Origin of the sequence: Rhodococcus sp. JG-3, assembly GCF_000482405.1 — a bacterium.
Classification (GTDB): Bacteria; Actinomycetota; Actinomycetes; order Mycobacteriales; family Mycobacteriaceae; genus Rhodococcoides; species Rhodococcoides fascians.
In genome coordinates, this window is the sequence record NZ_KI519398.1 from 170,457 (window position 1) to 185,270 (window position 14,814).

At 64.3% G+C, this 14,814-nt stretch carries 14 protein-coding genes; 5 read left to right on the forward strand and 9 right to left on the reverse strand.

Annotation, left to right across the window (positions count from 1 at the left end; genetic code table 11):
- Positions 1-20 precede the first annotated feature (20 nt).
- From K414_RS0101935 to K414_RS0101945, 3 genes are read right to left on the reverse strand one after another with little or no spacing between them, the layout of a single operon-like run.
- Entirely contained in the window at positions 21-1,274 is a 1,254-nt protein-coding gene (locus K414_RS0101935; RefSeq protein ID WP_027494406.1) for a hypothetical protein, read from the reverse strand.
- Positions 1,275-1,281: 7 nt separating this feature from the next.
- Complete coding sequence (locus tag K414_RS0101940; protein WP_027494407.1) at positions 1,282-1,746, reverse strand: MarR family transcriptional regulator; 465 nt, start codon at positions 1,744-1,746, stop codon at positions 1,282-1,284.
- On the reverse strand, positions 1,743-2,342 hold the full coding sequence (locus tag K414_RS0101945) for a DJ-1/PfpI family protein (RefSeq protein WP_027494408.1): 600 nt from the start codon (positions 2,340-2,342) through the stop codon (positions 1,743-1,745). The genes K414_RS0101940 and K414_RS0101945 overlap by 4 nt, the downstream gene beginning before the upstream one ends.
- A 149-nt stretch (positions 2,343-2,491) precedes the next feature.
- Here K414_RS0101945 and K414_RS0101950 point away from each other — a divergent pair, with 149 nt between their 5' ends.
- On the forward strand, positions 2,492-2,848 hold the full coding sequence (locus K414_RS0101950) for a metalloregulator ArsR/SmtB family transcription factor (RefSeq protein WP_027494409.1): 357 nt from the start codon (positions 2,492-2,494) through the stop codon (positions 2,846-2,848).
- Positions 2,845-3,873: a TIGR03086 family metal-binding protein gene (locus K414_RS29805; RefSeq protein ID WP_027494410.1), complete on the forward strand. Its 1,029-nt coding sequence runs from the start codon at positions 2,845-2,847 to the stop codon at positions 3,871-3,873. The genes K414_RS0101950 and K414_RS29805 overlap by 4 nt, the downstream gene beginning before the upstream one ends.
- On the opposite strand, the gene K414_RS0101960 is transcribed toward K414_RS29805, so the two are convergent.
- From K414_RS0101960 to K414_RS0101975, 4 genes are all read right to left on the reverse strand, one after another.
- Positions 3,870-4,853, reverse strand: coding sequence for an ABC transporter substrate-binding protein (locus K414_RS0101960; protein WP_081701512.1), 984 nt, complete (start codon positions 4,851-4,853; stop codon positions 3,870-3,872). The genes K414_RS29805 and K414_RS0101960 overlap by 4 nt on opposite strands.
- A gap of 44 nt (positions 4,854-4,897) precedes the next feature.
- Entirely contained in the window at positions 4,898-6,103 is a 1,206-nt protein-coding gene (locus K414_RS0101965) for an acyl-CoA dehydrogenase family protein (protein WP_027494412.1), read from the reverse strand.
- A gap of 2 nt (positions 6,104-6,105) precedes the next feature.
- Positions 6,106-6,933, reverse strand: a complete 828-nt coding sequence (locus tag K414_RS0101970; protein WP_027494413.1) for an SDR family oxidoreductase — start codon at positions 6,931-6,933, stop codon at positions 6,106-6,108.
- A gap of 72 nt (positions 6,934-7,005) precedes the next feature.
- Positions 7,006-7,827: a sulfurtransferase gene (locus K414_RS0101975; protein ID WP_027494414.1), complete on the reverse strand. Its 822-nt coding sequence runs from the start codon at positions 7,825-7,827 to the stop codon at positions 7,006-7,008.
- Positions 7,828-7,891: 64 nt separating this feature from the next.
- Between K414_RS0101975 and K414_RS0101980 the strand changes: the two genes are divergently transcribed.
- Positions 7,892-9,037: an NADH:flavin oxidoreductase gene (locus K414_RS0101980; RefSeq protein WP_027494415.1), complete on the forward strand. Its 1,146-nt coding sequence runs from the start codon at positions 7,892-7,894 to the stop codon at positions 9,035-9,037.
- 190 nt (positions 9,038-9,227) lie between these two features.
- Here the strand turns inward: K414_RS0101980 and K414_RS0101985 are convergent, their stop codons facing one another.
- The gene (locus tag K414_RS0101985) at positions 9,228-9,743 is read right to left on the reverse strand and encodes a CGNR zinc finger domain-containing protein (RefSeq protein WP_027494416.1); all 516 of its coding nucleotides are present in this window, start codon (positions 9,741-9,743) and stop codon (positions 9,228-9,230) included.
- A gap of 86 nt (positions 9,744-9,829) precedes the next feature.
- On the opposite strand from K414_RS0101985, the gene K414_RS0101990 reads away from it, so the two are divergent.
- The gene (locus tag K414_RS0101990; RefSeq protein WP_027494417.1) at positions 9,830-10,711 is read left to right on the forward strand and encodes an alpha/beta hydrolase; all 882 of its coding nucleotides are present in this window, start codon (positions 9,830-9,832) and stop codon (positions 10,709-10,711) included.
- A gap of 134 nt (positions 10,712-10,845) precedes the next feature.
- A complete protein-coding gene (locus tag K414_RS0101995) occupies positions 10,846-12,666 on the forward strand; it encodes a pyridoxamine 5'-phosphate oxidase family protein (protein ID WP_161631774.1) in 1,821 nt (606 codons plus the stop codon).
- Positions 12,667-12,690: 24 nt separating this feature from the next.
- Here K414_RS0101995 and K414_RS28075 read toward each other — a convergent pair whose 3' ends face one another.
- Positions 12,691-14,616 carry an HNH endonuclease signature motif containing protein gene (locus tag K414_RS28075; protein ID WP_027494419.1) on the reverse strand — a complete coding sequence of 642 codons (1,926 nt, stop codon included), beginning with the start codon at positions 14,614-14,616 and terminating at the stop codon, positions 12,691-12,693.
- Positions 14,617-14,814: the final 198 nt, after the last annotated feature.

Here is a 14,814-nt window from a genome sequence, read left to right on the forward strand (position 1 = left end):
AGAAAACGGTACTCCGGTAATCAATTCAGTAGTGGCCGACGACCGAGTAACCGGGTTCCGACACCCGCGAGGACCACCGCTACCACTGCCGCGCCCGTGGAGAGCCACAGTTCCATACTGGGCCACGTCGAGTTGTGCAGGGCGGATGTGAGCGGCGTGTACGCCGTCCAACCGTAGGTGACGACCATCGGCACCGTGATTGCCACCGGTACCGCGAGGCCGATGGTCAAGGGCGTGGGGGGCGAGGGAGTGGGAGTAGCCGGCGTGCACGCCACGTACAGATAGACCGCAGCGGCCGGGAAGATCACCAGACTTGCCGCGTAGTGCACGTTGTCCCACGGGGGGCGCTCGAACAGCGCGGTCGTACACACCACTGCCAGGGTCGCGAAGCCGACGATCGGTCGACCCCAGCGCAGCCCGAGTGCCGCGCCCACTGTCACCGCAACTGCCGTGATTGCCACGAGCCCGAGCACCCAGATACCGTCCGACACATCGATGCCCACCCCAGCGGTGGTGGTCGAGGTGAGCAACACGGCTGTCCCGGCGAGCACAAGAATGCCTCCGCGACCCGGTAGCAGAGCGGCAGCACCGAACAACACTGGTACGACGACGAGGCCGAAGTACCAGCTTCCACCGAAGCCGTCTTCAGCTCGAAACAGCATCTGCACGAACAACATATTGAGCAGCAAGCCACCGATCGAGATCAGTAGTATTGCCCCGACCGTGCGGATGCTCCGTTCCGGTGGCACATGGTCGTCGCTGCGGTCGACACGAGCTGCCCAGGCCACTGCAATTACGACCAGTACGCACAGCACCGGAACGACCACCGGCGGACCGATATCGGATTCGGTGAGGTAGTCGGCGTAGCGACGCGGGATACTCGGATGCTGCAAGGCCTCGACCGCGCCTGCACTGAGTAGTCCGACGAGGAACGACCCGATCGACAGTGCTTGCCGAGCTCGTACACCGTTCGCCCGTACTGCAGTGCATCCCAACAGAACTCCGCCTGCCACCACCTCGGCGAGGCCGGAGGGCATCATCAGTGCCGTCACCCCGGCGCCAGTGGCCGCAGCGATGGACAGGCCGGCCAAAATACTGCGCCGACGGACGAGCATAGCCAGACCCGACGCCAGAATCACTGCTACGGCGACTCCCCCTCCGCCGCTGGAGAACACCACACCCCCGACGCTGGTGTCGCCGAAGATATCGACCCCGTCGGATTGCGAGAGCAAACCGGCCAGGAGTCCGGAAAGAACGATCGCGAGCGCTGACATCCCCGAATTATGCACGGCCACCACGGTAGGCGCGGGATGCCGCAACAATCTTCTCCAAAGTCTGTGCAAAAGAACGCAATTCGTCCTCACCCACCGCGGCGCCCACGGCGTCCGACCACGCGTGTTGAGCATCTCGCAGAGCGGCTACGGTCTCGCGTCCCTTCGGGGTGGGCTCGAGGAGCTTCGCTCGCTTGTGGTTCGGATTCTCGATGTAGACAGCCCAGCCCTTGTCCACCAACAAGTTTGCGGTTCGTTGCACACTTTGCCGCGCCAAACCCAGACCGACGCGTCGCGCAATGTCGGCCACCGAGAGCGGCTCGTCGAGAGTGGCCCCGAGAACCTGCCACCAGGCCGGCGTCAATCCTGTCGGTTCGGTGATGTCCTGTGCGGCAGCGAGGAATTCGCCGTTGAGCTCGAAGACCGGCAGGACCACCTCGGTGAGCGCATCTCCCTCCGGCGTTCGTCGGCTCATGCGCCCGTCAGCTGGTCGTAGAATCTGCGCTCCCCCGTCGTGTAGAGCCCATACCATGCGTCGATGATGGGCTGCGGGAACACCTCCAGGCGCTCGAACACCAGCTTGGCGAACTCGATCGGTGCGGTCGCTCCCGCGGTGATGACGGTGCCGTCGGACACTGCCTTCTCCTCACGGTAATGCTCCGCTCCGCGGTATTCCGCAGCCTGAGTGAGGAATTCGGCCGCATTCGAGGTATGCGACCGGTCGTCGAGCAGGCCGGTCCGAGCCAGCCCGTAGGTTGCCCCGCAGATTGCTGCGACCGGAGTGCCCGCGGCAACAAGTTCGGCGGCCAGTTCCAACGCCGCCCCGTTAGCGGATTCCCACGTGCCGGCACCGGGCAGAATCAGCGCGTCGACGGACGGAAGATCGGCCAACGCGACGTCGGGGGTAATCCTCAGGCCGCCCATCGTCGTCACCGCCTCCCCCGACTCCGATGCGACGAGCAACCGGTTGGCGTCGGGATTCTGCTCGCGGGCCATCGCGAGCCCGGCGATGAGGTAGCCGTACTCCCAATCAGCCATGGTGTCGGTGGCATACAGCGCAACGGTGATCACGGAACGGTCCTCACGTCGATTGACAGGATGCTGTCAATACTGCGCGCACGACAGCAGGCTGTCAACCCTTCTGCGATCCTTGTAAACCAATTGGTTGACTACACAGCTCGAGGGGCATATCTTGGCTATATTCGAGGAAGTGGGTGACCGTGGACGACCGTATCGAGCAGCTCAATCGAACCTTTGCAGCGTTGGCGGACCCCACTCGGCGTGACATGGTTGCTCGGCTTGCGGGTGCCGACGCCAACGTCAGCGAACTGGCCGAGCCGTACGACATGAGCCTGCAGGCAGTCTCCAAGCATGTGAAGGTGCTCGAGGACGCCGGGCTGGTGACGCGCAGCAAAGACGCCCAGCGCAGACCGGTGCACTTGGATGCGGAGGTGTTCGGCCTTATGGCGAAGTGGATCGGGCGTTATCGCCAGGAGGCCGAGCAGCGCTACCGCCGACTCGACGACCTGCTGGATCACGTTGTAACACAAGACGACTCTCAGAAGGACGTGTCATGACCGAGCACGAAACCGAGATAGTAGCGGACGACAAAGTACCCACAATCGAGATCATCCGGCAGTTCGACGCGTCGCCCGAGCAGGTGTTCCGCGCACACGTCGACCCCGATCTGTATCGGCAGTGGGTGGGCCCACGGTCGGTGACGACGCGAATCATCGCGTGGGACGCGCGAACCGGCGGTGCATGGTCGTTCGCGAACGACCGCGACGGCGAAGAGATCGCGTCGTTCTTCGGCAGCTTCCACGAGGTTCGCGCGAACGAGCGGATCGTGTGGACCTTCACCTACGAAGGCGATCCGGATTCGGTCGCCCTCGAGACAATGGCTTTCGAGGCCCGCGACGACGGCGGCACGCGATTGAGGGTGCTGAGCGTGCTGTCCGACTTCGCAACCCGAGACGGGATGCTCTGCAGCGGAATGGATGTCGGAGTCAGGGAGGGCTACGAGAAACTCGATGCACTGTTGACGGGACCGGCTGCACAGCATGCACGGGACGCCGCCGCGTTCACGGCGTTGGTCGATTCCGTTTCCGGGGACGCGTGGTCTCGGCCCAGTCCGGTACCGGAGTGGAACGCGCTGGGTGTCGTCGAACACCTCGTCGGTTGGTCACGTGGTTTCCTCGGCGGTGTCGAGGGTGTCGAGCTCACCGAACTCGACGTGACGCGCGATCCTGCCGCCGCGTGGGCGCGACACGTCGCCGACATCCAAGCCATCCTCGACGCCCCCGCGGGCCGCATCCTGAGCAATCCGCACATCGGCGACATGCCGGTCGAAGACGCGATCGACCGGTTCTATACCGCTGATGTGTGGATGCACACCTGGGACTTGGCCAAAGCCCTGGGACGCGAACCCGATCTCGGCGAAGAGCGTTGCGCCGCAGCGCTGATCGCCATGAAACCGATGGACCGCGTGCTCCGCGAGAGCGGGCAGTTCGGCCCCGCCGTCGACGTCGACGACAACGCGTCCGCCCAGGACAGGTTGATGGCCTTCATCGGACGCGACCCGTCCTGGTCACCCGACAACTAGGTACCCACAGCCTCGAGCTGCGGACGAATCTTGTTCAGCGAGAACTCGACCGACGCTTTCGATGGTGTATTGAATCCCACCACCGTCGCGTAGTCGACGACGGCAACTCCGCCGCCGGTCGCCGCGGGCAGGCTGGTGAATCCCGGAAGTTGTTCGAGGTCTTCGCGCGTGCCGCCGTTGGGGAGAATGACCACGAGGTCTGCGGTGAGAACGTCCAGCCGTTCGGGGCTCAGCACGATCCGGCCGTGAGAGATGTCGGGCGAGTTCACCAAATCCTGCGGGACGTCGAGACCGATGCTGTCGAAGACCTTCGCGGCACCGTCCTCCGGGTCGGCGACGACCGCAAGCTGCTGACTGTCGAAAACGAACTGCGACAACACAGCCGACTTACCGTCGAGCTCCGGGTACTGCTGACGGATGCCATCGGTGACGGCATGCCCCTCGTCGATGATGCTCTGTGCATCGTCCTCGCGATCGAGCACCCGCCCGAGCGTCTCGATCTGCGATTCCCACGTCTCGACCTTCTCCGCCTTCGGAAATATCGTGGGCGCGACGTCGGACAAGCTCTTGTACGGCTCTATCGACGGTATCCCCGACAGCAGGATCAGGTCGGGCTGTAGCGCCGCGATCTGCTCGGTCGGCACCGAAGCCCCCATCTGATCGACGGCGGCCGAATCGAGCATCTGGGCATCCGCACCCACTGCGGACTGCCAGGGGTAGAGCCCGCGTTCGTCGCCGTTCGATCCGGCGGAGACATACCCGACGGGTTGCACGTCGAATTCGAGCAGCGCGTCCACCCACTGCTGCCCGAATGCGACGATGCGCTGTGGCGTTCCCGTGATCTGCGTGGGTCCGGCGAGTGTGTCGACGGTGACGCTTCGGGTGTCGGAGCCGGCGTCGTCAGCGGTGTTGCTGCTGCACGATGCCAGCGTCAGGGCCGTGGCGACGGCAAAGGCGCACCCCAGGAAGGTCCTTGTCATCGGCAGAAATTAGCACAGCCTTGCCTTCCTGAGGTGAGCTACGTTCACATGTACTTGCGCAGCTCCATCTTCGCGATGGACATCTTGTGTACCTCGTCGGGACCGTCGGCGAGCCGCAGCGTCCGCACGTGTGCGTACATCATCGCCAGCGGGAAGTCGTTGCTGACTCCGCCTCCGCCGTGCACCTGAATGGCGCGGTCGATGATCTTCAGCGCCATCTCGGGCGCAGCAACTTTGATCGCTGCGATCTCGGTACGCGCTTCCTTGTTTCCGACGGTGTCCATCAGGTACGCGGCCTTGAACGTGAGCAGCCGCGTCTTCTCGATCTCGATGCGCGCCTCGGCGATCCAGTCCTGGATGTTCGCACGCATGGCGACCGGCTTGCCGAAGGTCACCCGTGAAACCGCACGGCGACAAAGTAATTCGAGCGCCCGTTCCGCAACACCGATGGTCCGCATCGCGTGATGGATACGGCCGGGCCCCAGCCGAGCCTGACTGATGGCGAATCCCTCACCCGGCCCCTTCAGCACGTCCTTCGCCGGCACCCGCACGTCCTCGAAGAGAACCTCGGCGTGGCCCTCTCGGTCGACGTAGCCGAAGACGGGCAGGTTGCGCAGCACGGTGACGCCGGGCGCATCGATGGGCACGACGAGCATCGACTGCTGCCGGTGCGTTGCTGCCTCGGGATCGGTCTTGCCCATGACGATCAGAACCTTGCAGTTCTTGTGCATCGCGTTCGACGTCCACCATTTGCGCCCGTTCAGGATGAAGTCGTCGCCGTCGCGGTCCATCTTCATTGCGATATTGGTGGCATCGGAACTGGCGACGTCGGGCTCGGTCATCGCGAAGGCCGAGCGAATCTTGCCGTCCAGCAACGGCTTCAGGTACTTCTCTTTGTGCTCGTCGGTACCGAAGAGTGTGAACACCTCCATGTTGCCCGTGTCGGGTGCGTTGCAATTGCATGCCTCGGGGGCGAGCAGGCTGCGGCCCATGATCTCGGCCAGCGGAGCGTATTCGAGGTTGGTCAGGCCGGGGCCCCACTCGGGGTGCGGATGGAACAGATTCCACAGTCCACGCGAGCGCGCTTCCTTCTTCAGGTCCTCGAGAATCGGGGGATGGAAGTGCGGGTCACCGGCTTCGAGCATCTGTTGCTCGTACACCGCCTCCGCCGGATAGACGTGAGAGTCCATGAACTCCAACAGATCCGACTCGTACTTCTTTGCGCGGTCGCTGGTCTCGAAAAATGCCACGTTCAGTTCCCCTGTTGGTTGTCGAGCAAGCTGTCCTGGTAGCGGCGCATGCCGCGCAACCACCGGTCGTAATCGGCACCTTTGTTGCGGTACATGTCCAGTACGTTCTCGTGGGGCAGGATCAGGAACTGCTCCCGGTCCATCGCGTCGAGCACCACGTCGGCGACGTCGAGCGGCTCCAGCACAGCGCCCGCGCTCAGTACCGCGGCAGTTGCGGCCGCTCCCAAGGCATCTCCCGATTCGCGGCCTTCGTAGAGCAGCTTGGTATTGACGCCCATCGGGCACAGGCAGCTGACGCGAATGCCCCGATTGCCGTAGGTGACGTTGAGCCATTCGGCGAACCCGACCGCAGCATGCTTGGTCGTCGCGTATGTCGCGGAACCGATCTGGGTGAGCAAGCCCGCTGCCGAGGCCGTACTGACGAAGTAGCCCTCACCACGTTCGAGCCAACCGGGCACCAACAGCTGCGCAGCGCGGATGTGTGCGCGCACATTGACGTCGAAGGACAGGTCCCAGTCCTGTTCGCTGGCGTCGAGCCCGGGGGCACCACTGATGCCGGCGTTTGCGAAATACAGATCGACCGGTCCGAACGACTCTTCGGCGACCGCGATCAGCCGCTCGATATCCCCGATGTCCGACGCGTCGGCCGCGGCAGCGACGGCTGTGCCCGGCCGGTCTCGCTCGATGGCGTCGACCACGGATCGGGCCGTGGACTCGTCCACATCGGAGACGACGACGCGGGCTCCGTGTTCGGTGAGTCTGGCGGCGATGGCTCCGCCGATTCCGCCACCACCTCCGGTGACGATGGCGACCTTGCCTGCAACCTTCATTCCCCAGGTATAGTTGAAGTCAGATTCAAGTTCAACCCTGGTTGAATGAACTGCCAGCTCAGCGCCGGTGTGTCATGCCCTCGGCCGCGTCGGATCGGTGATCCAACCCGACCACGAGCCGGGATACAACGCGGCATCGATGCCTGCCAACTCCAGTGCGAGAACCTGATGTGCAGCGGTCACGCCCGAGCCGCAGTAGACGGCGACGTCCTTTCCCTTCGGTACGAGTCCACCGAATGCGCCATCGAGTACCTCCGGGGGCAGGAAGCGCCCGTCGGAATCGACATTGTCGGTCGTCGGCCTGTTGACCGCCCCGGGGATGTGGCCGGCCACGGGATCGACTGGCTCGACCTCGCCGCGGAATCGCTCGGGTGCGCGGGCGTCGAGCAGGACGTTCTCGCGGGCGAAGGCCAGCACGTCCCCGACTTCGAGGACCCGGGCCAGCGGCGGCCGCGCCGTGAACGATCCGGCCGCCACGATCGAGGGCTCGGTGCCGACTGAATAGCCCTCGTCGACCCATCGCGCGAACCCGCCGTCGAGTACGCGCACATCCCGGTGGCCGAAGTAGCGGAGCAACCACCAGGCCCGCGCAGCCGCAGTTGCCGGGCCCGCGTCGTAGACCACCACCGCGGAATCGTCGCCGACTCCGGCTCCTCGCATCGCCGCAACGAACGTATCCGCGTCGGGCAGCGGATGGCGGCCACGATCGTCTGGCGGTGCCGCCAGTTCCGTACCGAGGTCGACGAATTGCGCGGTCGGGATGTGCCCCGACTCGTAACCTGCTCTGTCGCTACCGTTCTGGAGAGTCCACCGAATGTCCAGGACCACTGGGCCGCGACCCATCTCGAACAGACCGTGCAATTCGGAAGCTGATATCAGCGGCGACTGGCTCATAGTGTTTCGACGCTACAGTCCGGGAGGGGGAATAGCTCGGAGTCCGACCAGGTTGTGCGCAGGCGTGACCGAAACTGCAACGACAACACCACACCTGTCCACCGCCGGGCTCTTCGAGCCGTTCGAGGTCAAGTCGCTGAAGCTGCGTAACCGCTTCGCCATGGCCCCGATGACGAGGGCGTTCTCGCCCGACGGCATCCCCGGCCCGGACGTGGCGGAGTACTACCGCAAACGTGCAGCAGGCGGCACCGGCCTCATCATCACCGAGGGCACGTACATCCCCGACCCCGCCGCAGGACCGCACACCCGCGTACCGAGGATCTACGGCGACGCCAGCCTCGAAGGATGGAAGGGCGTCGTCGATGCGGTCCACGCCGAGGGCAGCGCGATCATCCCGCAGTTGTGGCACCTGGGTGTCGAGCGCGGCACCGAGCCACGCCTGTTCCCCGACGTCACCACCGTCAGCCCGTCCGGCATCGCTCTCGACGGCTCCTCGGTCGGGCGCGCCTTCACCGACGCCGACCTCGACGAACTGACCTCGCACTGGGTTCAGGCTGCCGTCAACGCGAAGAACACCGGCTTCGACGGCCTGGAACTGCACGGCGCTCACGGTTATCTCCTCGACGAATTCCTCTGGGCAACAACCAATGTGCGTGACGACGAATTCGGCGGATCTCTCGAGGCCCGGACCCGCTTCCCCGCACAGGTTGTCGCTGCGATCCGCGCCGCGGTGGGTGAGGACTTTGCCATCGTCTACCGCTTCTCGCAGTGGAAGAGCAACCACTTCGACGCTCGACTCGCAGAGAACCCGGCCGAACTCGATCGCGTCCTCACGCCACTGGTCGACGCAGGCGTGGACGTACTGCATGCTTCGACTCGGCGGCACTGGGATCCGGCATTCCCCGAACTGGACGGAGTGGACGGCAAGCTCGGTCTGGCCGGTTGGACGCGCAAGCTCACCGGCGTTCCGACCATCACCGTCGGCTCCGTGGGCCTCGATTCGGTGTTCACCTCGGCATGGTCGGAGGACGCGGCCTCCGGTGTGACGGGATTGGACGCGCTGGCGGGCCAGTTCCAGGACGGCGAGTTCGATCTGGTGGCTGTCGGACGCGCGCTGCTCTCCGATCCGGAGTGGGTGAACAAGGTCGGCGACGGCCGCGTCGACGAGCGCATCGAATTCACGCGCGACCACATTCGCAACCTGGTCTGACGCCCCCAGCCCTGGTCGCCCTCGGGTCCTAGCGCCCGAGAGCGACTCTCACCTCCTGCACGACGAGCCCACGATCGGTCGGTCGTGGGCTCGCGTGTTGCGCCCGAGCAGGAGACGGCACACCCCGCGCCGGCCAGCAGAATGTTCGCGACGAGGGCGATCGCCCTGCGCCCGCTGAGGCGCGCGACAATCAGTCGCCCGCTGCCCGAGCACGGTGCCGTCGGGCCTTCATCTTGTTGCCACACGTGGCCATCGAACACCACCGCGCGGTGCCCGCACGGGAGCGATCCAGGAGAAACAGGCGGCACTCGTCATTCGCACACGGACGCAGTGCGCCGGGAATACTCTCACGAATCTCCGCCCAGGCCAGCACTATTCGTGCAGCCAGTCGTCGGTCCTCGGCTACCTGCAGATTCCAGTCCAGCGCGTCATCGGTCAGCACCGGCACCCGCGAGAGGCCATCCAAGTACGTTCTCAGCGACGACGGTGACGCCTCACCCCGCACCACCCGCTGAAGGTCGTCACGCAGAGCGCGACACACCCGAAGCTCCTCGGCGCTTCCGGTCCCGCCGCGTGCACTCAGCCAGTCTCGGCCGTCGGCGTCGCCCGCCAGGAGATCGATCGGCTGATCATCCACGACCGGTGTGGTGTTGAGCAGGTCGATCAGCAGTGCCTCATCGATCGCCCGTGCTTCCGCGGTGTCCATGTAACCATCATAGACCGCTTGACAGGTTACGGCCAGTGTGGTTCCGTCATGGGAGTAACCACATCAACTACCCATAGGGGTTATCCATGGTCGCCGTTCATCACCACACCACCACCGTCGACGGACTCGAAGTCTTCTACCGCGAGGCCGGCAATCCCGCCGATCCCACCATCGTGCTGCTGCACGGAACACCCTCGAGCTCTTTCATGTTCCGCCACCTCATCCCGTTGTTGGGCAAGCATTTTCACGTGATCGCACCCGACCTCATCGGCTTCGGATACTCGTCAGCTCCATCCGTCGACAACTTCGACTACACCTTCGACGCGCTCACCGCAGTGACCGATCACCTCCTCGAGCAGCTGGGTCTCGACCGGTACGCGATCTACACCCAGGACTACGGCGCACCCGTCGGATGGCGTCTCGCCCTCAGCCATCCCGATCGCATCACCGCCATCGTCACCCAGAACGGAAATGCCTACGAGGAAGGGTTCGTCGACTCGTTCTGGGCTCCTCTATGGACCTACGCGAATAACCGCACACCGGAAACCGCGGCGCCGCTGCGCGAAGCACTCGAACTGGACGCGGTCCGATGGCAGTACGTCCACGGTGTCTCCGATTCGACGCTCCTGAGTCCCGACGCTTGGATCCACGACCACGCGCTACTCACCCGCCCCGGCATCGACGAGGTCCAATTGCGGCTGTTCGCCGACTATCCGACCAACGTCCGCCTGTATCCCGCGGTGCAGCGCTACTTTCGCGATTGTCGTCCCCCGCTCCTTGCTGTCTGGGGCAAAAACGACGAGATCTTCGGACCCGACGGTGCGCGCGCGTTCCTGCGCGATCTCCCCGACGCGGAAATTCATCTGCTGGACGGGGGCCACTTCCTCCTCGAAAGCCACCTCGACGACGTCGCCACCCTGATCACCACCTTCCTTCATCGATCTTCCGGGGCGCGACACGCAGCCTGATAGAGAACTTGTTCCCGATTCCGCACCGGTCATTCCCAATAGCCATGTATGCCAACAGTCTCCGAGAACGGCCAGACCTCATGCGAACAGATGACGACCACGTGCCGAGCCAGTGGCATCCAGGCGAAGAGACGATGCACCGTCTTCTGCAGGTGCCGTACGAGGACAACCCCACTGTCCCAGGGCTGCCCGCCGCATACGGACCCTGGATGAGCCGGAGCCCACTCGTGGCGCTGGGGACGATCGGCGTCGACGGCCGTGTGTGGACAACGCTGCTCGGAGGCGCTCCGGGAACAGCAACCGTGGCCGCGGACAGTGTTCTCCGAGTGAGGTTTCGGACCCGGCTCGAACCTCGCCCCGCAGATCCGGGCGCTCACTGGACGGGTACCGACCCAGTGCTCGAGGGTCTCGTGGGCGACGAAGCCACGAACGGACGAGGAAAGCTGGTCTCGGGCCTCGTCATCGATCTCGAGCACAGGGGCCGGGTCAAGATCGCAGGACGGCTGCACGACGCGATGGTGCTAGAAAGGCGAACGGACACAACGCCTTCGGAGACCAGCGAATCTCTCGACGTACAGGTGAATGTCGCAGTCGACGAAACCCTCGGAAACTGCCCCAAATATCTGAACAAGCGGGCGATAACACCCTACGCATCATCTCCGCAGTTGATCACCGATTCACTCCCGCTACCAGCCGACGCCCTCGCCCTCATCGGCAGATCCGACACGTTCCTCATCTCCAGCCGACACGGTGCCCACAGCATGGACACCAACATCCGCGGTGGGGCACCAGGATTCGTCCGGATTTTCAGCAACTCCGACACGGAGGGCGTGACCCTGGTGTACCCGGAGTACTCGGGGAACCGCCTCTACCAGACGTTGGGAAACATCACTTCCGACCGGGCAGTGGGACTCACCTTTCCCGATTTCGACACCGGCGACATCCTCTACCTGACGGGACGCGCAGAGGTACTGATCGGAGATGCCGCTGAAAGCGTTCTGCCACATAGCAGTATGGCTGTACGGATCGATATCGAGGCAGTGCGCTTCGTAAGAGAGGGCCTTGCATTCCGAGGCACGCTGCTCGACCCGTCGCCGTACAACCCGCCGGTTCGAAGATTGGCCCGCGAGGTCGGAGGTTCGGGCCGGCGGCCCAGATCAGCGGACAGAATGCTTGCCTCGCTGATCCACAAGCTGCCGATCACACCGACGATATCGCGCTACACATTCCGGCTTTCTCCGGGCGAGTCGTCGACGCCGGTGCGATGGCGTGCAGGGCAACACGTCACCCTCGACTTCTCGGATCGACTCGATCGTGGCTGGTCGCACATGCGCGATCATGACCCGAGCTCCCTCAACGACGACTTCATCAGAACGTTCACGGTGTCCAGCGAACCGAACACTTCGGGCAGCAATGTATTCGAGATAACCGTTCGGGAGCACGGACCGGTCAGCCGCCTGCTGTCGCGGTGGACTCCAGGGTCGGACCTGGCCGTCCCTGTCATGGGCTTCGGCGGCGAGGACGACACCAGATACGGCGATACGCAGCCCGATACCGACGACGTAGTGGTCGTGGCATCGGGGATCGGGATCACGCCCTTCATGGCGCAGGCGCATGCTGCCCACGAATCCGGACTCGCGCTGACCCTGCTGTGGAGCATCCGCGCAGAGGACCTGGCTCTCGCCGTCGACGTCATCGAGCAGGTCGGCCACTTGGGGATGGCGATCATGGTGTTCATCACCGGACAGTTGGACACCGACGGGCATGCCAAGGCACGCACTCTCGAACAGCTCCGAGCCCGGACATACATGCGACGAATGACCGCGGCCGACGTCAAAGCCGTAGGCCACGTCGGGCGAAGGCAGTTCTATGTGTGCGCTGTGCCTCCTCTACACGCAGCAGTTCTGGGGTGGTTGGCTGGCGAGGACGTCAGGTTCGAGGCGTTCGACTACTGAACGTTGCATCCAAGAACGCGGCCTCTAGAAGGGCGGTGCTGCCGTGTCGTCTGTCTCCGGCTGTTCGTTGTCCGGTGGGTCGGGGTAGGCGATGATGCCGGATCGTCGCGGTTTGGTGGGGATACAGGGCCGGAGGTCGTTGCCGAGGATGGGTACCGCGGTTCCGTTGGCGGGCAGGGTGATTCGGGTTGTCTTCGAGGTGGAGGTCCATAGGATGGCACCGCCGGGGAGCATGACGGCGGTCCAGTAGCCGGCGGTCTTGACGCTGTGGTGGTATTCGCAAAGGCATTGGAGGTTGTTGACTGTCGTCCAGCCGCCGCCGAGTGGATTGGCGTGATCGAACGGAGCGACGTGGTCGAGTTGGCAGCGTTCCGCAGGTCGGTGGCAGCCGGGGAAACGGCAATGGCGGTCGCGTAGCCGTACGGCGGCGGTGGTGAGGGCGTCGGGTCGGTAGATCAGGGCTCGGTCGGTGAGGGGGTCGCGCCCGACGGACTTGCCGAGAGTGGGGTCGGCGGCGATGGCGGCTTCGAGTGCTGCGGCGAGGGAGGCGTTGCCGAGGTAGATGGCTGAGGAAGTGCGCTGTGCGGTGCGGCCTGCGGGGCGGATCGTCGGGTTGTCGGGGCGGACCGCCGAGGATAGGTCGAGGGCAGAGCTGTGCCGTGTGCCCCTGCCGACGGGTGTGTGAGTACAGAACAGGGCTGCAGAGGCCGCCAAGGCATTCCGACGTCGTTGCCGGGTGTCGGGATCCGCGGTCGACTCGGGTGACGTTGTGTTGGTCGTCGAATGATATTCTGGCGCAACCGAACCCGGGTTTGGGCATGAACCGGCCCCGGTGTGCGGTCCTGGGTCAGGCGGCGACTGTGGTGATGGCGGAGGTGGTGCGGTGTCCGTGCCTGCGCTCCTCGTCCCTGTATCCGGCTGCGTTGCCGGCGTATCCGATTTCACTGTATTCGGTTCCGCGTTGGGTTGTGTCACGTCAGGCTCTGTCGCACTCGGCTCGGCTGTGGTTTCTGCCGAACGTTGTTCCCAGTCCCCGGTTTCCGGGTTCTGCATTGCCAGTCCGAGTTTCTCTGCCAGCGTCACCGCCTCGGTGAGCAGGATCTGCCACTGACTGTTGCGCGCCAACTCCCGCGCGAGGTCGGGATCGATGGATCCGTGCCCGGCCAGGTACGCCGGATTCGCGAGCAGTCCGATCAGCGTTGCGATATCGACGGTGACCATCGTCAACGGCACCCGACGATCCGGCAGCTCTGCATCTTTCTTCGGGCAGTCCGCTCGTTGACACAGGCATACCAGCCGGGGTTCACCGTGCATCCGCGCCATGAAGGCGTCACACAGCCGATCCTGTTTTCCGCGTGGGTCTTTCGAGCAGAGCGTGTCGGCCATTTCCTCCAGGAGCTGCCATGCGGCCGCGGCTTCGGGGGCGGTCAATTCTGCTCGGATCCGGGCCAATTCCCCAGCTGGTGCGTAGGAAACATTGCGGAACTTCTTCGCGAACTCCCGCAACGCTGCCGCTTCCTCCGGTGCCACCCGCAGCAGAATGTCCCAGATCTCCTTCTCCAGCGGCCCCGGTGACGACCGGCGGGCTGTTTCGACGATCTCGTCCTCGACCGACTTCACGATGTCGTCGGAGAGGTTGTCGAGGATCCGGCACACCACCCTCACTCGCGGAAGGTCGATCTCCCCAGCCTCGAATACATTCTTCACCAGCGGCAGTCGAGTGTGCAGGGCGACCCCGACCGAGACATACGCCTCGGCGACCGTCGCCGAACACCCCAACGCCACCGCCATCTCGGTGCGCCCATACCGGCTGTAGTGCTTGTGCTTGGTGTCGAGAGTGATCCAGCTCCGATGGACGGAGTAGCACGCGGAAATCTTGCGAGCCGCCAGCCGATTCTCTTCCCGCGCAGCAGCGGTCAACGCATCCAACGACACCGTCGGTATCGCCATCTCTTCACCCCCCAGTGAATCGAAACAAGAACGCATGTTCGAACTGGAAGAAGAGTATCCCGACCCACCGACAAGAACGCCGGACCCGTCGAACCCCAGGTCGTCGGACCGACGCGGCGATGATCGCGTACCCGAGCCACATCCCCCGAATACTCGACAACGCCTATCCTCGGTACGTGCCCACCCTCTGCACTTCAT